The organism is Neobacillus sp. BP17 (assembly GCF_059579525.1).
The window spans coordinates 311,028-329,214 of the sequence record NZ_CM184198.1; the positions used below are offsets into that span (position 1 = coordinate 311,028).

Below are 18,187 nucleotides of genomic sequence, written 5' to 3' on the forward strand. Positions count from 1 at the left end.
TGAGAGGTACTAATATGAAGAAGTTTTATTCTGCCATTTTTTCTACTTTATTGCTCTTAATGGTATTTTTGACGGGCTGCTCTAACGATACTAAAACTGCATCGGTTAGTGAAAAGAAGGCGGATTCCTATCCAACAAGACAAATCGAACTGGTTGTTCCATTTGCAGCAGGTGGCGGTGTGGATTTAGCAGCTAGAGCCGTAGCCGAACATTTGAGCAAAGAATGGGGGCAACCTGTTGTAGTTACCAACAAGCCAGGCGGCGGCGGAATAATTGGGGCTCAATATGCACTAAAAGAAGCTAAAGCGGATGGTTATACTGTGCTAGTGAATAATAACTCTGCAACAACCATGTATGAAGCAGGAAATTCAAATCCAATATTAACAGCAAAAGATAATAAATTTACTTCCCGGGTTGCGGAAGGAACATTAGCTTATGCTGTAAAATCAGATGCCCAGTGGAAGAGTTTTAAAGAATTTACAGAGTGGGTTAAGAAAAATCCTGAAAAATTAACGTGGGCAAGCGTAGGACCAGCAGGTTTTTCAGCCTTTGGTGTTGCCGAATGGCTTGATTCTATTGGTGTAGATTATAAAAAAACGAATATGGTTTCATCCGAAGGTGCGAGTGACTCAGCAGCAAAAGTAGCAGGGGGTCACGTCGTTTTAGCTGTACACACGGTGGGAGAATTGTATTCTCTTGCAGAGTCAGGAAAAATTAAACTACTAGCAGTTCAATCGTCAGAACGGAGTCCAATTTTCCCAGAGGTTCCCACAGTGGAGGAGGAAGGATATAAAGGATTGACAGTGAAATGGTGGGCCGGATTATCCTTTGCCGCGGGCACTCCTGATGACATTGTGAAAAAGTGGGATTCTGCTATAGCAAAAATGGAAAAGGATGAGCAATTCTTAAAAGAAATAGAGAAAATTAAACTGGAGCCATCTTACTTAAACTCTAAAGACTTTACGAAAGCTGTCAAAGAGGAAACAGAAAAATATACGCAATTAGCTAAGACGACTGGGATCCGGAAATAAACCCATCGGTGTTCACATGAAAAACATAGAGAGGCCTCTCATTAATACAATTTTTGAGAAGCCTCTTTTTTCACTTCTTAACATCAAAATGCCAATCTATTACGTTTTCTTGTCAAGTAAAGTTTGTGTATTTGGAACTGGACAAGGAACCCAACTCATTCCCGAAAACAGGCAAAAAGTTCTACGATTTTTTATATTCCCTTAATTTTCGCTTAAAAACCAACCCATTGTCTTGATGAGAAAGAATTATATTTTTCACATGTTCCTCCTAAAAATCCCTAATTTCAAAAATAAATAGAAAGAAAGTACTAGAAAAAAGCCTACTCCAATCCGGGGTGATTTGAATGTTGTATGAACCTATGATAAAAAATAGATAGGAATATACTTCCAACGTAGTGATATTGGTCTGGAAAAAGTGATAAATCGATTCTAGGGCAAACTATAGGTAGAGGAGATGGAGAACAAGTGGCTGGACAAATTCGTATGACCCCAGCAGAGTTAAAAGCTAAAGCAACTCGCTATGGGCAAAGTTCACAACAAATTGAGCAAATTTTAAGAGACTTAACAAATTTACAAAATGAACTTCGTGGTGAATGGGAAGGCCGTGCCTTCCAAAGATTCGATGATCAGTTTAACCAATTGAAGCCAAAGGTACAAAATTTTGCTCAATTGATGCAAGAAATCAACACACAATTGAACAAGACAGCGGATGCAGTTGCTCAACAAGATGAGCAATTATCACAAAATTTTGGGCTTAATTAATCCGATTGCCTGACATCTGGAAGATTAACATTGGATCAGTGGAATAAGTCATTCGGGACTAGTTCCCAATAAATCAAAAGCCACGCGACAATCGTTGTGTGGCTTTTATTCTTTATTTGTCGTAAAATGCAAATTTAAAAAATTCCCAACATATTAATTTGTTTTTATATAAAAATAGAAATCATTTCTTTATTACTATTAAAAATTTCAGGGGTTGAGTAAATGAAAAGGATTGAGCGGGGTGCCTTGTTATTTATAGTTCTAATCCTTGCATTATCTTCGGGCATCTCTTATCTGGCATTGAATCAAGTTTCAAATAGCAAAGCCAGTACTGATGAGCAGAAAATGACTGTAGCATTGGTTAATGAGGATCAAGGTGCTCAATTTAATGATAAGAACTATGAATTCGGTGCTGAATTCATCAAGAACATTGAGAAAGATGATACACATGACTGGTATGTTGTCAGCCGTGGAGTCGCTGAAAGCGGCCTTGCGCGGAATGTCTACAACATGATAATTGTCATTCCGAATGATTTTACAGAAAAGGCATTATCAATTGATTCGAAATCGCCAGAACAGGTGGTATTGAACTACAAAATTAATGCTTCGGAAAACAGCAATATAAAAGCAAAAGCCGAGAAAACGGCGAGCACTATCTTAGGAGATTTTAACCGCCAAATTATTGATGTCTATTTTGCCAGTGTCATCGGCAATTTACATGATGCTCAGGACAATATTGGTACATTGGTAAATAAGGAGCAAGTATATACGAACTTCTATAATCAATCCATCCATCATCCCTTAGCCGGTTACACCAATCAGTTTGGAGCAGTTGAGAGTAACACAGTGATATCGAAAGAGAGTTTTACGGGCTTACAGGATCTATTAAAAGGGTTCTCAACTAGTTTGGGTGAGGATGTAACCGCGAGTCATACCTACCAATCCAGCCTAGTGGATTTTACGAAATTTAAAGCAGCAAATGGCCTTTTAACTAAAGAGTTCTCCGGTCGGCTTAATATGTTAGATCGTGAAATGAATCATGGCGATGTCATGCAGCAATTAGATTATTTAACGTCAGCCAATAAGGCGATTAACGATCAGTTTCACAAAAATGATGATCAATCCGCGACAATATTAACTGAATCAGTTGCCCTTCAAACATACTTAAAGAACACGAAGGATAAAATGGATCAAATGAATACAGAGCTGTCGGAAACATTGGCATCAGATATGCAGCAAGCAATTACCGACAAGCTTAAAAGCGAGATAAAAAATAGTTCCGGTAAGGAGCAAAATGTATCCTTAAATCATATGTTTGCGGCTCCAGATAAAAATGCTCGGGAAACATTACAGAAGCAAATCGATCAATTGCCGACAATGGATAGTAAGGATTTAGACGGCTTAGGCTTAAGTAATCAAACGATTACACAGCTGAAAAATGTCATAGCTGTAACCAATAAATACAATCAAGAGTTTGGTTATACTCCCAATCGCGTTGCAAATGGGATACCTTTGTCAAAAACGGTAGAACAATTAAAAAGTGATTTAATGACAAAGGGGGTAACTCTGTCAGATACCGTACACTTGGATAAAAATAAAAAGAACGGGCAGGAATTTACCCTTTCGATTCCAAAAGAATTTGAGATTAAGAGAGTGTTATTAACATTACCAAATAGCGAGGAAATGGATTATACTGAGCCATTTCTCCATAAAGATAAAATTAAACTGCCTTCAACAGATAAAGGGCAATTTACTGTGAAAGTTAATGTGGCACTTCATAATATGGATGCAATCCTTGATGTATTCCAGCCGATTACATGGAGTTGGGAACTTTATCAGAAAGATATTACCGATGTAGATCAACCAGAAGAGCCAGATCAACCAGAACAGCCAGAACAACCGCAAACAACACAGGCAAATTCAGCTAAACTTGAAAAAGAATCAAATCCATCCGTACCGTCCGAAGAAAGTGAATTGACAGTCGCAGCTGAAGAGCCGAGCGAAGGTACAAGTGATGAAAAGCCGGTCGATACACAAAACGTGACTCAATCAAATGACAATGATAACGAAAGTATTATTGAGAGATTGGAAATTTTAAATAATCATATTACCCACCAAGTGATGTCACCTCTCACTGGGGACTCAACCAATGTTCTAATCAATGCTTCCAGTGATACCGTCAGTGATTTCCATAAGTTAATGACGCTGTATAATTTATACTTTGGCATGGGCATGGAGTTATTTAATCGTCCGGACCTAGTAAATGATTTGAATCAAACCAATCTTACCGAAATGGCAACAGTAGATTCTCTTTATTATTTATTTAATAAGCAAGACATTGTGGATGTATTAGCCGCTTATGTTGCTGAACAAATTACAGAGGAAATTCGCGGTCAAACAGAAGATGTAAAAGGCAAAATAGATGAATATATGCTGCTAGTTGATAATGCCAATCAAAATGCAGCGCAAATGTCGGAAAAGATAAAGGAAACAACGGCACAAGCAGAAACTTTAAATACGAATCTTTCAGAGACGTTAAAAGATTTGGGAGCATGGCGTGAAGCTAGTCTTAATTTACAAACGGAGCAAGCAAAGGTTTTACTGAATGGGGATGAAGAACAACAGATCGTTTTATCGATAGGAAATGAATTTAACTCGCTGATTGCTGCAAGTCAATCCCTTGCGGATCAGTCAAAGTCTAATTTAGCTTCCGCTGATTCGGTGTATCGAACCTTCGATACGATCGATCGACAAGCGAAGGAAATTCAAGCCAGTGGTACGAATTTAGTAAAACAGGCCGGGGACCTTTCGAATAATTTAACAACTAAATTGGCAGAGGATCAAAACTTTGCTGGCAATTTCGCAGGAGTGCTGGCCAATAGCCGCATAGGTGACCGTCCGAATGAAGAGTTGTTAAGCTTTCTTTCAAATCCGGTCGAAACCAAGAATGCTGGAGTCATCGCTGCAGGTGATACCTTTACACCCTACTTTGTTGTTTTGATTTGTTTTATTGTCGCGTTATTTACCGCTTATGTTCTCTCTAATCATGAGCGAAAACGTCAACAAGATGATACATTTGCAGGTGAAAAATCTGTAGTCGTCAATAATATACCGCTTACCATTATAACGGTAAGTATTGGTCTCATCGAGGGAATCGTAATGGGGCTGCTGTCTGCCTATATGCTGCAAATGAGTGAAGGGGAGTTCCTGCAATGGACCAGTTTAATCACGTTAATTATGGTCACACAGCTCTTGGTAGCATCATATTTATTACGGCAGTTGAAAATGGCCGGTATGTTTATCCTTTTGGTGATTTTGAGCCTCTATTTATTCCTAACAGAGGCGCTCGGGCGTCACTTTGATCAATTCTCTGCCGCTGCGGCATTAAGAGACTACTCACCTTTGCAATACATTGAGACGTTATTAATGAACTTTGGAAGTGGAACAGCTGAAACGAAGTGGATTATTTTTGGCTTAGCAGCCTTAACTGTTGTCAGCATAGTTGGTCATTTGTTTGTCACTAATCGGTCCGTTAAAAGCGAGGAGGTTCATCATGAAGGAATTAGTGAAGCTCTTTAGCGTTATCGCTGTTCTTGCAGGCTTTCTAATGATGTTCTCACTCCAGCCTTTAGCAGATGAAACCCTTGACCATAGCGGGAAAATCCGATTACAAACGGATCGGATTGGCCAAGATGCAGTTGATAGGAAGACATTAGACACTCAGGATTATCAAGAAACAGAATTGGAAAGATTGGCACCTGACCTGTTCAAAGAACAAACTCAGACTGCCTTTAAAACGAAACAAATCGAACTGGAACAATCTACTTCCGATTTACAACAAGGGCTTTTTGTTACGCCGAGTAAGTCTGATATTACCTTGAAGCAAACCGAATCAGCATTGTTTTCAAGTGATTATTCCGTTCAATATAATACAGCTTCCGCCCAGAACGAGCTGGATGATCAACATGATGGTTTTCTAAACACTAAAACAATCACGGCATTTTTAGGAATGGTCGTGATTGGCTGCGGCGGTTTTTTGACAATGATGAGAAAAATGCACGGTTAAAGGAGGGAACATCATGCCTAGTCAAACACATGTTAACGTGACCGTTGATTTTAGCAGATGGGGCCAAGGGCAATATGACGTAAGAATCCCTGCTCATCAACCGATAAAACAACTGCTGGTGAACTTGGTCGAATCCTTAAATCTGGATCTTGCTAGAGCACCTCTATTTGCAGTAAAGCTCTCTAATAAGGAACTCTTATTGGCAGATGACGACCGGCTTATCGATTACCCGGTAACCAATGGAGACCTTTTACTAGTCTTATAAGTATAAAGAAACAGGCCTATCTGATGGGAAGATAGCGCCTGTTTCTTAAAAGGAGTTAGAACCCATGAATGAAAAAAGCATCCAATTGGAGTCCATGACATACAAGTTTCTCATTCTTAATAATAAATGGCAGCTCGACTTGCCGAAATCCCAAACACGAGTCAAAGATGTACGCCAATTGGCTTTAATTAACCATGACTCAGATTTATTCGTTCCTGCAATCGTTGAAGAAGGAGACGACAAGTTTACCTTCTCATTTGAAGTCGATCCACGGGCTCACACATGGGATGACATACAAAAGCTAAGCAGAAAAGAAAAACTACGCCTTTTGTGTAATCTTGCTCGATTCAGAACAATCCTAACCACGCGCATGACCTTCTTCTTACATCCCGACAATCTGATTTTTGATGAGAATCTTTTACCATCAATCGTGTTTCGCGGTATCCGGGAGTTAATTCCCCCATTTGAACTGAACGAAGATAAACTTTTTCTCCAATATAAATGTATCATTATCGCATTATTTTCAAAAAAGTATACCTACGATGACCTCTATTCTGGTTCATTAGCAAATGCCAAGGATTCTGCGTTTGAACGTCAAGTGGGTGAACTTCAGGAATTCACTTCTTTAGTCAAATTTTTGGAAGAACAGTACACTAAGGAAAAGCAGGAGTTAGAAAAAAACATAGTAAATGTACCGAAAAGGAAGTTTCGCCTTTATAAACAATTAACCTTTAGCATGATTGCACTGGTCGCTATATTGTCTGTGCCGCTCGTCTATTTTAGTTTTGTAAAAACACCTTTCCAGAAAGATCTTCTCGAAGCAGATCGTCATTTTTTATCTATAGATTATGGGAATGTCATTAATGATTTAGAAGATCAAACACCAGAAAAATTACCAGATACGAGTAAGTATGTTCTTGCGTATTCCTTCATTAAAACAGAAAAGCTTTCTGATGATCAGAAAGAGGTAATCTTGAAAAATATTAGTATAAAAAGTGATCCTAACTATTTATTGTATTGGATTTACAATGGCCGGGGTGATTTTGCTAGGTCTATCGATCTTGCAAAGTATATTGATGATCCCCAATTAATTATGTATGGACTGATTAAGCAAATAGAGCAGGCAAAAAATGACCCTGATTTAAGTGGGACAGCACGTGAAAAGAAAGTTCAAAAATATCAAGACCAATATGATACATATGCTGACAAATATGGTCTGGAATCCATACTAAACCCGCAGAACTGAGGGAGAGAAAGATGACACAACGATTATTACTTCTGAGTTATAAAGATCATTTGCATAAATGCCATTTAACGATAAATGAACCAAAAACAATAACAGTTGGAAATGATCTTTCCAATACGATGACATTTATCGATTTACATCCAGGATTGTCCATTATGTGGGATGGTGTTGCGTGCACAATCGGTAAACAACAGCTCCGGGTAAACGAACGCCTTACATTTAACACTCATAATGATGCCATCCGGATGTATTTGATGGAAGAGACTGAGAGGTGTGTATACGATACAACACAAAACTTTAGTATTACATTTGGTGCTAATGATTACGATGATGTAAGAATCGAGAGCCAAACACTGGATTTTGTACTTATTCGTGAGAAGTTAGGAGATCCTTTTAAACTTGAAGTCTTTGAAGGTGAGGTTTACCACAATTATATTCGAACAAAGGGTGTAGTTCAGCTAGAACCAGGAGACCAGCTTTTTTTTGAAGGAATGATGATGAAGCTTGGCCAGGACGAACTTGAAATTCTCGGAGCAGAATCAATCATCGGAACTAAATTAATTCGTTTATTTGACATTGACCAGAAATTCGGCAGTCATTACCCTGATTATCATCGTTCACCAAGGATTATCTACCGTGAGCCTGAGGAAAAACAAAAAATTGCTAACCCCTCTAATAAGCCTGGAAAACCGAGTGAACAACTGGCACGGGTGATCGTTCCGCCGCTGGTGATGATTGCAGCAATGATATTGGTTTCATTATTTATGTCAAATGGGTTTTATATCATCATTATGCTTGCCATGACAGTAACCACGGTCATTTTTTCCATCACATCCTATCTAAAAAGTTTGAAGAAATACAGTATGGATATTAAAGAGCGGGATACAAGCTACCGAGAGTACTTGAAACAAAAAACACAGCAATTATATCAGGTAAGTGAAGAGCAGCGGCATGCACTCCATTATCATTTTCCAGACGTGCAGCAGTTACGGGATATGGCCATGAAAGTGAATTCCCGCGTGTATGAAAAGACCAGCTTACATCATGACTTTCTTATGTATCGTCTTGGATTGGGCCGGATTGATTCGAGCTTCGAGATTGAGTTTAATATCGAGGAGTTTACCCTTGTAAAGGATGAATTGGTAGATGCAGCCCGCCAGCTTCGAGCTCAGTACCTCACATTAGAGGAGGTCCCGGCAGCGACGTCACTTATAAACGGACCTGTTGGATACATCGGGCAGCGTTCGCTCGTGCTTGAACAGCTACAAATGCTGGTGATGCAGACGTCTTTATTTCATAGTTACCATGATGTGCAGTTTGTCACGATCTTTCCGGAAGAAGAAAAGGGAAAATGGGAATGGATGCGCTGGCTCCCGCATGCTAGTTTACGAGAGCTAAACGTAAGGGGATTTGTTTATCACGAAAGATCCCGTGATCAAGTGCTTAACTCACTTTATCAGATCTTAAAAGCGCGCAAGCTCGCGATTAGTGAGAAAAGTAATAAGAGTGAAAAAATGCATTTTACTCCTCACTTTGTGGTGCTGATCACAGATGAAAAGATGATCTTGGATCATTCTGTGATGGAATATTTTAATGAAGACCCAAGTGAATTAGGCGTTTCACTTGTGTTCGTCCAAGATGTTATGCAGTCTCTTCCTGAACATGTGAAAACGGTCATTGATATTCGTGATGCCTCAACTGGAGTGATGATTCTTGAGAAGGGTGAATTGGTCAATCGGAGATTCGCACCGGATCAATTTCCGGAAGATTTTAATAAAGAAGATTTCTCTCGCGCGCTGGCATCGCTTAATCATCTGCAAAGTCTAAAGAATTCAATACCAGAAAGCGTGACTTTTCTCGAAATGTACGGTGTAGAGAAAGTGGAGGAGCTCGGTATTGAGTGGCGTTGGCCTAAAAATGAAACCTATAAAAGCTTGGCTGTTCCACTAGGATTGCGGGGGAAAGAAGATCTTGTCAATTTGAACCTCCATGAAAAAGCACATGGACCGCATGGTTTAATCGCGGGAACAACGGGTTCTGGGAAATCAGAAATCATTCAGTCGTATATTCTTTCGCTTGCGGTAAACTTTCATCCGCATGAAGCTGCGTTTTTGCTCATTGATTACAAAGGCGGAGGAATGGCCAATTTATTTAAAGATCTCCCGCATTTATTAGGAACGATTACAAATTTAGACGGTACGCAATCGATGCGTGCACTTGCTTCGATTAAAGCAGAATTACAAAAGCGCCAGCGTGTATTTGGCGAGCATGATGTCAACCACATTAATCAATATCAAAAGCTCTATAAATCAGGTGAGGCAAGTGAACCAATGCCCCATTTATTCTTAATCTCAGATGAATTCGCCGAACTCAAATCCGAGCAGCCTGAATTCATGAAAGAACTGGTTTCCACAGCCCGTATTGGCCGCTCACTTGGAATTCATTTGATTCTGGCTACCCAGAAACCCAGTGGTGTTGTGGATGACCAAATATGGTCCAACTCTAAATTTAAACTTGCACTCAAAGTACAAAACGCCAGTGATTCGATGGAAATCTTAAAAACGCCGGATGCTGCGAATATTACACTGCCTGGCCGTTCTTATTTACAAGTAGGGAACAATGAAATCTATGAACTTTTTCAAAGTGCGTGGAGCGGTGCCGATTATATCCCGAATAAAAATGAACAAGACTTACTGGATACGACCATTTATGCCATTAATGAGCTTGGACAATACGACATCCTCTCGGATGACTTAAGTGGTCTATCGAATAAGAAGGAGATAACAAAGGTTCCAACCGAACTGGATGCAGTTGTGGATTATATCCATGCCTATGCAGCGGAAAATCGTATCGCGGATCTGCCTAGACCATGGCTGCCGCCGTTAGAAGAGCGGATTTTCCTTTCTGATTTTGCTGAGATGAACTACAAAGAGGCATGGTATGGCGACAAGAAACCGTTGGAGGTGACCTTTGGCTTTGTAGATCTCCCGGAAATGCAGGCCCAAAAACCACTTACCTTAAATCTTACGAAGGATGGTCATATGGCTGTCTTTTCTAGTCCAGGGTATGGGAAGTCAACCTTTTTGCAAACTGTAGCCATGAATATTGCTAGACAACATAGTCCTAAACGAGTCCACTTCTATTTGATTGATCTCGGAACGAATGGGTTGCTGCCATTGAGGGAACTTCCGCATACAGCAGACACGATTATGGGGGATGAAGAGATAAAGTTAGGAAAGCTTTTCCGCCGCCTGCAGCAGGAATTGAAAGAACGTAAGCAACGATTAAGTAAATATGGTGTCGCTAATATTCAAATGTATGAACAAGTAAGTGGTGAAGAGGTTCCAGTTATTCTTTTAATTATTGATACGTTCGATTCCATTAGTGATGCTGCCTATCGTGATGATTTTGAAAAAATGGCTGCGCAGATTGCCAGGGAAGGTGTTAGTGTAGGAATTCATATGGCTATTAGTGCGGGACGTCAGAGTGTGCTGAGAGCCCCTGTTCTTGCCAATATTAAACATCAAATCTCTTTATTTATGATTGATGGAATGGAGTCTCGTAATATTGTGGGAAGAACGGATTTACAAATTGAAGAAGTTCCTGGAAGAGGCTTGGTTAAATTAGAACAGCCAACATTATTTCAAACGGCATTACCTGTCAAAGGTGACGACACGCTCTCGATTATTAATCGGATACAAGAAGAGAGTAAAGAGATGCGGAATGCCTGGCATGGGGAACTGCCATTACCAATTCCTATGGTTCCAGATGTTATTGAGTTTACTTCTTTTATTGAAAAACAAGAGACGAAAGCGATCGTAAACAATGGCGGTATCCCGTTTGCTGTCGATTTTGAAAATGTAGAGCCAATGGAGTTATCTGTCATTGAAGATCAAAACACATTAATCTTAAGCGATCGCATGGACGCTGTTGAACAAACATATCTAACACTGATTTCCAGTATCTCGATTAATCAGCACATTGATGTGGGATTAATCGATAATGTTTCTTCGAGATTTAGAGTTTATAAGGAAAATGTGAATCTTTACGCGGATCATGCAGAAACAATGGATGTCTTTGTAGAACGGCTCCAACAATTATTTGAAACCAGGGAAGATGCCTTCCGTCAAGTGCAAACAGCTACTGACGGCCGGGCGACAAGGAATGATTTCCTTAAGGAAATTCGCCCAATGATTGTCTTTATCACGGATGTCTCATTCATCATCGAATCGATGTCGTTTACGAGCCAATCGATGCTGGCTAATCTGATTGATACGGGTGCGAGAACAGGAATTTACTTTGTGATCGGAGCTTCCCATGGCGCATTAGAAAGACAATATGACGATATCGCCACAACAGTGAAGAAACAAAAGGCGGGAATATTAATTGGAAGAATTACGGATCAGAGCATCCTTGAGGTCTTGAGTCGTCCTTATAAAGAGCAAAACCTACTTCCTTATGAAGCTTACTACATTAGACAAGGCAAGGCAGAGAAAATCAAAATTGCGGCTCCTTACGTAAATAGAGAGGAAGTGAATGTCCATGTTTGATTGGTTTAAAAGTGATACGGAGAAAAAAAGAGATGATTATTATGAGCTATATGAAAAGCTCAAGAGTGCCATTTCGGAACACGATCATAAGGTTTCAGAAGCAAATCAAGCGTACAGTTCCTATCTAGGTACGATTCCGTATCTATCTCATTCAGATATACCTTCAAATGATTTTGAAACCAGCAGGGAAGAAGTAACGGAAAAGTTAAAACAGTATTTTCAAGCAGATCAAGAAAAGCGGAGTTCACTAGTTTCAGCGAAAAATAAGGCATATGAACGATATGTTCATTATAAGGATTTGGCCATTAAAGAGGCGGAAGCGGAAAGAGTAAAAAGAGAAAAGGAATTGAAAGAGCTACAAGAGAGATTGGAGCGATTGATCAGTGGGGACCGTTAGAATTGATGGGGATAAGGTAAATGAAGCGAAGGCTGCGGCGAAGGCGTTAGAGCAATCGATTGAACAAACCTATGAATCTTGTGAACAACTAATTTCTTACCTGCATTCGGCTAAATGGAGCGGGAAATCTAGAGATTCCTTCTTAAGTTATCTAGAAATCATTCAGAAATATCATCATGATCTAAAATCTGCCGTCGCAAAACAAACAACAGCGTTAAACAACCTTGATGGCTACTTCGATGATTTCCTTAAAGACGGCTCAGTAAGGGAAGTGAAGAATTTATGATGGAACGTTCAACAGATACGTTTTCAGTGGCTGAATTATACCTATTAGCGGCAGCTTTTGGTGGGAATGTTCTTTTTGGTTTACCTGAGAAAGAAGTTTACCAATTAAAAGGCGAAGAAGTCTTTAAAGAGGCCCATGACCGGCTGATTGAGAAGAAAATCATCACACCGGAGGGAAAGATAACAAGATCAGGTGCACTAATTATCCAAACCATAGAATTTTATCATCAAAGTCAGAAATACGTTCGTATCAATAATCTTCTCTTTGCCTTCCGTGAACGTGAAAGAGACGAGGTTATTGTGCTGGTAGAGTTGGAGAGACAAGGGTCTTATCAGTTACGTATCACCTCTAAAGCAACACTTCTAAAAATGTTAAGTGAACAATTTCCGGTGATTGTAAGAGAACCGGTTGAAATGGAAAAAGCGTTCCTAAAAAAAGAATTATCCAATCAAGAAAGACGCGAGACAGAGTGTTTTGAGCCGGAAGAGATGTTTATGAATTTAGAATTCTTCCATCTTAAGGAAGAACATAAAGACCGATTTAATTGGCACTATTATCAGCAGTGGCTCATCTTTACGAAAGACGAAAAGTTAATCATGGTCGATACGGTAAATAAAAAATATTACCATGCTAGTCAATATTGGTTTTTGAAGGTCCTATTTGACGAAATAGATTTCCCTTATAAGGAGGAGAAGTCATATGCTTAAAGCTGATGGGGGCGGTTCCAGCCTGCTCATCAATGTAAATCCTGATGAGATGACAACAATTTTCACCTTATTACAAGCAATTATTACGGAACTGGAGACTAATGCCGCCCCGAATATTGAAAAGCTCGGAAGTCTTGATTATTACACAGAAGGAAAAGCAAAAAAAGCCATGGAAGTATATGCGGAGGCGAATCAGAAAGTAATGGATTTATATGACAACTACTCCCGAGCGGCTGCGTTGGTGATTGATATCCTAAATACGATGATGCAGGCAGACGAAGCGATTGCTGAGCAAATCATTGCGAAACTGGGGGTATAATTGAATGGATGTAAAATATATCCCACCAGACTGGGAAAAGATGAAAGACGGCATTGGCGATTTAATTGGCCTTGGCCGCTGGGGCAAAGGCATGATTGATACCCTAAAGGATCTAAGTGATAATTTAGAGGATGCTGAGTCTGATATCGCGAACTATGATAGTGACGGGGTCATAACCTTTCATCACACCAGTCAAAAAAGCAAGTACCAGGGATTATTTGAAGACTTCGAGATTTTACACAACTTTACCGGGAAGGTCGGAGAGATTGTTGACCGCACAATTGATCAGCCTTTCTATGAAGATATGGATGCCTTTGTCGAGGCGATGCGGGATTTAACGATTTCCAGCTATACGACGACGAATCGAGTCGGGGCGACAGAGACTCAGTATGTCTATGCAGGTTACGGTCCTGCTCAATCGTTTGAAGTTCCTAAAACGGAAGTAAGCTTGGATGACTTGTTTAGTGGAGATAATTATTATGCAGAACAAATGAAACTTGAATACGATGCCTGGAAAGAACTTAATCCAGACCAGGATTTCTCGCAAGAAGAATATCAACAAGGTGTTCTAAATACGCGTGCCTTTGAGTATGAATCGATTCGTAACCAACAAGAAGACAAGGAATTTTGGGTTCAAATCGGGGTGTTGGCCGTTATTGTGGGGGCGACGATTATTTGTCCTCCAGCAGGCTTGGCATTAGGGGCTGCTTATGGGGCGCTGGAATTGAGTACAGCTGTGTCAGGTAAGGACTGGGTGTCAGGTCGGGAGCTGGGGACAGGGGAGCGCTGGTTTCGTGGACTGTTAGCTCCATTGGATATTGTTCCTGGTGTGAGTGGGTTAACAAAATTCTCAAGCACGGTCCGTCTTGCCCATCTAGGGGAGAATATCGGAACGATCGGATTGCGGACAGGAGTTAAAGAGAGTATCCAGCAAGGCATGAATCATATCGATAACATGGTAAAAACCGCTGGCCAGCAATCGGTCACACGTTTGAAGAGTGCGTCATCGGCAATAATAGATACAACCAATGTGGTGAAAAATAAACTGGCAAAAGATACACTGGAAGCAGGAAGATTCGTGGATTCTGCTATAACAAAGGCGAAAAACATTACCCCGTCGCGGCGGATGGGCTTGTCAATTGACGATGCTGGCGATGTTGGAAAGGTTCGAATCCCTGTTGAGAATACTCATGCGGTTGAGAATAAGCTGAAAGATGTGTTGAGCAAGATTGATGGTGTTAATCTCGGTAAGAGTAGTCCTAAGGAAGGTATTAAAACTGTTGATACCTTATTAACAGAAACTACTTGTTCACAGGAAGATTTATATAAATATTTAAAGAATAATGATAGTTACTCTAATACAAACTATGCCGAGGAATATTTAAAAACTGGAAAATGGCCGGAAGATATACAAATACCTAAGAATCCAGGAGTTTTAAATGAGGACGGTTCAATCAAATGGTCTGAGGTTCCAAATGGAGGCTATGTACTTGATGCTGATGGGAATGCAATTAAAGAAGTATATGTGCCCAAACCTGCTGAAACCCTTGATAGATATGGACCTGCAAATGGCAGATACACTTCACCTGTACCAGAAGGTACTCCATTCACTTATGACCAAAGATCATTACCATATTTAGAAGACCTCTCAAAATATCATCAATATGAAGTAACGGGCGATTTTTCAAAGCTAGAGGAATATGTTGCTAAGTGTAACAATCCTCAACTGAAATTAAAAATAGAAGCTCAGGTACTAAGATATTATAATGGGGATTACAGTAAATTAGTTACACATCAAGGGGGAATTGCAGAAGGTTTTGGGTCGTCAGGTGGAGGAATACAATATGAACTTCCATTACCTGTAGGATGGTTAGAAGAATTGGGACTGTTAAAGGAAGTTAAGTGATACTAATTTAAGGTAAGGAATCCATTGCTATAGTAATTACTAATAATTTATAAACTATAATTTAACTAACCTTAAAGTTATCCTAAGGAGGACATGATATGACGAATGAAGAAGCAAAGGAAATAATAAAAAATGAAGGGCTGCAACGTTTTAATTGGTATAATGATCATCCTTTAAGAGAAAATGAAGTAGGGATAAGTGGTAATAATAATAATTGGGAAGTATATGTAACCGATGAGAGAGCTAGTGTTGTCCAAGGTTCCATAACTGTATTTGATAATGAAAGTGATGCGCTTGAAAATTTTATTAAAAGATTGAGAACGGAAAAAATATTGTTTCAATAAATTTATTATTCTTTTTTTATAGGGGTTAAAAAGTGACTAATGAAGAATACGAAAAAAGAGTCGAAAAAGAAAACATAAATTTAAATGAATTGCAAATTGTTATAGGTATGGTTTCAAATGTACCTTATACAATAGGATGTTTTAGAGAAGGGGATTTTTGGGAAATATATATGATAGGTGAACGACAAGATTTGGATATCGTTCAACGAGGATCAGAAGAAGAAATATTTGATTTAATGTATAGTATTACAGAAAGTAGAAGGAAACGTAGTCTAATATAAAAACATAATTTTAAGAGGCTATGGTTTTTCGTATCGTTTAGGAAGATACAAGATATAAATCCAGGATTCAAAGTCAAATGAGCTTTGAATCCTTTTTATAATTTCAATGAGATAACTTGGAGAATCTGCCAAAAAGTAGCAGTTTTTTTATAACTATTAAAATTGGAGTGGGTATGTGAATAGAGAGGTTGCTATTTATAAAAATAAAAAATATCAAGCTTCCATTAATAGAGTTGCAGGGGAAGTAAGAAAAATTAAATTATTTTCACACCGAAAAGAAATAGATTTTAGGCCCGCGATGTCGGCATATACTAAAGATTTATATGTAAGAGAAGTAAGTATGGAAGATGTAACAGAGCTATTTCGTGAGTATTTTATGGCCCGATATAAGAATTATGAATTCTATGTTGTTGGTCATTTCAAGGATAGTAAAGAGATAGAAATTGTTACAGTCGATTCTAATATAGGAAGAGAATGTAATCTGGACTATCAAGATAGAGATCTTTTTACGAAAAGACTTGGCCCGAATGATGATTATCAACTTATTTATGTTAAAGAGAATTATTTGAGGAAAACAAATACTAGAAAAGAAGTGACATTGGAGGAGTCATACGTAATAGATAACGAGAAGTATGAATAAGTGGATTTGAATAAAGGGATGAATCGAGAAAAGCTCAGATAGAGGTGAATGTAATGTTGAAGTCAGGAATATATGGTAAGTACAGAGGAACTGAGTATGAAATAACTGTGGATATGGACAATAATATTAAGATTATAACTGAAGAAAAGGGAAAAATTGATAGTACATTTGAAGATCTTTATAATACTGGGGTATATTCAAAAATAGTAGATCCAAGCGAATTAGTGGATTGTGTGAGTATTGCCCTTTATGGAATTATCCAAGGGGAGAAAGTCCAAATTTTACAGAAAAAAGGAAATGAGTACCAAGTGGCGGCATTCTCTTTACTTATTGGAAATGATTTAAATCTACCAAGAGTAGATCGTGATACATGGCTTGGATGGGTGTCTAAAAGTAAGGTAAAACTCATGGAAGAAAAAACAGCTATTAATCCAGAAGATTTATAAATATTGTGGTGAGGGATTTACTTTTTTTCCAATCAATAGCGCAATTTTTTCCCCAGTCATAATAAAGTGAACATGCTTACCGTCGCGTTTGATTTCTATTTCCGCGGGAGCTCCCAAAGTGATGCGCTTGACAATTTTATTAAAAGATTGAGAACTGAAAAAATATTATACCATTAAATAAGAGAGTGAATAGAATTATGACAAAAAATGAATTTTTAAATAAGATTTCAAATGAAAATCCTAATATTGGTGCATATCAGATTGAGGATTGCAATACAGAAGCTTCCTTTGTCCTCGGATGTTATTATGACGGTGAGGATAGAATTTGGAAAGTATATGAAACCGGTGAGAGAAGCTTTAAATCGATTATTTTTAAAGCAGAAGATGAAAATACTGCTTATGATAAACTTTATAACCTAGTAGGCATACATGAAAGATTAAAATAAATAACTCTTTTATGAGTTAGCGAGAGAGGGTCTAATTCAAACGGGGGTATGATCAAATGGATGTAAAATATATCCCGTCTGATTGGGATAAGATGAAAGACGGGATTGGCGATTTAATCAGCCTGCGTCGCTGGGGTAAAGGGATGATTGATACGCTGAAAGATCTAAGTGATAATTTAGAGGATGCTGTGTCTGATATCGCGAAATATGATATTGAAGGGGTCATCTCCTTTCAGCACAACAGTCAAAAAAGCAAGTACCAAGGATTGTTTGAAGATTTTGAGGTATTACATAGCTTTACCGGGAAGGTTGGGGAGATTGTCGATCGAACAATTGATCAGCCGTTCTACGAAGATATGGATGCATTTGTTGAAGCGATGCGGGATTTAACGATTTCCAACTATACGACTACTAATCGAGTTGGAATGACAGAGACTCAGCATGTCTATGCAGGTTACGGACCTGCTCAATCGTTTGAAGTTCCTAAAACGGAAG

The 18,187-nt window shown here is 38.9% G+C and carries 17 protein-coding genes; all 17 read left to right on the plus strand.

From position 1 onward, the window contains the following. Positions 1-14: 14 nt before the first annotated feature. The 17 genes from AC4QJR_RS01605 to AC4QJR_RS01685 all read left to right on the plus strand — a co-directional run bounded on the left by AC4QJR_RS01605 (position 15) and on the right by AC4QJR_RS01685 (position 17,692). Positions 15-1,031, plus strand: coding sequence for a tripartite tricarboxylate transporter substrate binding protein (locus AC4QJR_RS01605; RefSeq protein WP_496525061.1), 1,017 nt, complete (start codon positions 15-17; stop codon positions 1,029-1,031). Positions 1,032-1,496: 465 nt separating this feature from the next. Further along, the gene (locus tag AC4QJR_RS01610) at positions 1,497-1,793 is read left to right on the plus strand and encodes a WXG100 family type VII secretion target (RefSeq protein ID WP_026565218.1); all 297 of its coding nucleotides are present in this window, start codon (positions 1,497-1,499) and stop codon (positions 1,791-1,793) included. 222 nt (positions 1,794-2,015) lie between these two features. Further along, complete coding sequence (gene esaA / locus AC4QJR_RS01615; protein ID WP_496525062.1) at positions 2,016-5,372, plus strand: type VII secretion protein EsaA; 3,357 nt, start codon at positions 2,016-2,018, stop codon at positions 5,370-5,372. Further along, positions 5,347-5,859 (plus strand): type VII secretion protein EssA, encoded by a 513-nt coding sequence (essA, locus tag AC4QJR_RS01620; protein WP_496525063.1) that lies wholly within the window; start codon positions 5,347-5,349, stop codon positions 5,857-5,859. The genes esaA and essA overlap by 26 nt, the downstream gene beginning before the upstream one ends. A 13-nt stretch (positions 5,860-5,872) precedes the next feature. Further along, on the plus strand, positions 5,873-6,124 hold the full coding sequence (locus tag AC4QJR_RS01625; RefSeq protein ID WP_496525064.1) for an EsaB/YukD family protein: 252 nt from the start codon (positions 5,873-5,875) through the stop codon (positions 6,122-6,124). A 64-nt stretch (positions 6,125-6,188) separates the two neighbouring features. Beyond that, a complete protein-coding gene (gene essB / locus AC4QJR_RS01630) occupies positions 6,189-7,370 on the plus strand; it encodes a type VII secretion protein EssB (RefSeq protein ID WP_496525065.1) in 1,182 nt (393 codons plus the stop codon). 11 nt (positions 7,371-7,381) lie between these two features. After that, entirely contained in the window at positions 7,382-11,920 is a 4,539-nt protein-coding gene (essC, locus tag AC4QJR_RS01635; RefSeq protein ID WP_496525066.1) for a type VII secretion protein EssC, read from the plus strand. Further along, positions 11,913-12,317 (plus strand): chorismate synthase, encoded by a 405-nt coding sequence (locus AC4QJR_RS01640; RefSeq protein ID WP_496525067.1) that lies wholly within the window; start codon positions 11,913-11,915, stop codon positions 12,315-12,317. Before essC ends, AC4QJR_RS01640 begins: the two co-directional genes overlap by 8 nt. Next, positions 12,304-12,603, plus strand: a complete 300-nt coding sequence (locus AC4QJR_RS01645) for a WXG100 family type VII secretion target (protein WP_496525068.1) — start codon at positions 12,304-12,306, stop codon at positions 12,601-12,603. The genes AC4QJR_RS01640 and AC4QJR_RS01645 overlap by 14 nt, the downstream gene beginning before the upstream one ends. Then, complete coding sequence (locus tag AC4QJR_RS01650) at positions 12,600-13,310, plus strand: DUF5081 family protein (RefSeq protein WP_496525069.1); 711 nt, start codon at positions 12,600-12,602, stop codon at positions 13,308-13,310. The genes AC4QJR_RS01645 and AC4QJR_RS01650 overlap by 4 nt, the downstream gene beginning before the upstream one ends. Continuing rightward, positions 13,303-13,629, plus strand: a complete 327-nt coding sequence (locus AC4QJR_RS01655; RefSeq protein ID WP_375377366.1) for a hypothetical protein — start codon at positions 13,303-13,305, stop codon at positions 13,627-13,629. The genes AC4QJR_RS01650 and AC4QJR_RS01655 overlap by 8 nt, the downstream gene beginning before the upstream one ends. A gap of 4 nt (positions 13,630-13,633) precedes the next feature. Further along, on the plus strand, positions 13,634-15,535 hold the full coding sequence (locus AC4QJR_RS01660) for a TNT domain-containing protein (protein ID WP_496525070.1): 1,902 nt from the start codon (positions 13,634-13,636) through the stop codon (positions 15,533-15,535). Between the two features lie 98 nt (positions 15,536-15,633). Continuing rightward, positions 15,634-15,879: an Imm59 family immunity protein gene (locus tag AC4QJR_RS01665; RefSeq protein ID WP_098576705.1), complete on the plus strand. Its 246-nt coding sequence runs from the start codon at positions 15,634-15,636 to the stop codon at positions 15,877-15,879. 32 nt (positions 15,880-15,911) lie between these two features. Continuing rightward, positions 15,912-16,160 carry a hypothetical protein gene (locus AC4QJR_RS01670; RefSeq protein WP_098576706.1) on the plus strand — a complete coding sequence of 83 codons (249 nt, stop codon included), beginning with the start codon at positions 15,912-15,914 and terminating at the stop codon, positions 16,158-16,160. A 175-nt stretch (positions 16,161-16,335) separates the two neighbouring features. Beyond that, positions 16,336-16,800 (plus strand): UCP033725 family protein, encoded by a 465-nt coding sequence (locus AC4QJR_RS01675; protein WP_496525071.1) that lies wholly within the window; start codon positions 16,336-16,338, stop codon positions 16,798-16,800. Positions 16,801-16,853: 53 nt separating this feature from the next. Next, positions 16,854-17,246 carry a UCP033725 family protein gene (locus AC4QJR_RS01680; protein ID WP_496525072.1) on the plus strand — a complete coding sequence of 131 codons (393 nt, stop codon included), beginning with the start codon at positions 16,854-16,856 and terminating at the stop codon, positions 17,244-17,246. 197 nt (positions 17,247-17,443) lie between these two features. Beyond that, positions 17,444-17,692: a hypothetical protein gene (locus AC4QJR_RS01685; RefSeq protein ID WP_496525073.1), complete on the plus strand. Its 249-nt coding sequence runs from the start codon at positions 17,444-17,446 to the stop codon at positions 17,690-17,692. Positions 17,693-18,187 lie beyond the last annotated feature (495 nt).

Coding starts and splice junctions, on each gene's coding strand:
- AC4QJR_RS01680 (WP_496525072.1), top strand. CDS start 16,854: ATGTTGAAGTCAGGAATATATGGTAAGTACAGAGGAACTGAGTATGAA.
- esaA (WP_496525062.1), top strand. CDS start 2,016: ATGAAAAGGATTGAGCGGGGTGCCTTGTTATTTATAGTTCTAATCCTT.
- AC4QJR_RS01655 (WP_375377366.1), top strand. CDS start 13,303: ATGCTTAAAGCTGATGGGGGCGGTTCCAGCCTGCTCATCAATGTAAAT.
- essA (WP_496525063.1), top strand. CDS start 5,347: ATGAAGGAATTAGTGAAGCTCTTTAGCGTTATCGCTGTTCTTGCAGGC.
- AC4QJR_RS01605 (WP_496525061.1), top strand. CDS start 15: ATGAAGAAGTTTTATTCTGCCATTTTTTCTACTTTATTGCTCTTAATG.
- essC (WP_496525066.1), top strand. CDS start 7,382: ATGACACAACGATTATTACTTCTGAGTTATAAAGATCATTTGCATAAA.
- AC4QJR_RS01685 (WP_496525073.1), top strand. CDS start 17,444: ATGACAAAAAATGAATTTTTAAATAAGATTTCAAATGAAAATCCTAAT.
- AC4QJR_RS01665 (WP_098576705.1), top strand. CDS start 15,634: ATGACGAATGAAGAAGCAAAGGAAATAATAAAAAATGAAGGGCTGCAA.
- AC4QJR_RS01625 (WP_496525064.1), top strand. CDS start 5,873: ATGCCTAGTCAAACACATGTTAACGTGACCGTTGATTTTAGCAGATGG.
- AC4QJR_RS01650 (WP_496525069.1), top strand. CDS start 12,600: ATGATGGAACGTTCAACAGATACGTTTTCAGTGGCTGAATTATACCTA.
- AC4QJR_RS01640 (WP_496525067.1), top strand. CDS start 11,913: ATGTTTGATTGGTTTAAAAGTGATACGGAGAAAAAAAGAGATGATTAT.
- AC4QJR_RS01660 (WP_496525070.1), top strand. CDS start 13,634: ATGGATGTAAAATATATCCCACCAGACTGGGAAAAGATGAAAGACGGC.
- essB (WP_496525065.1), top strand. CDS start 6,189: ATGAATGAAAAAAGCATCCAATTGGAGTCCATGACATACAAGTTTCTC.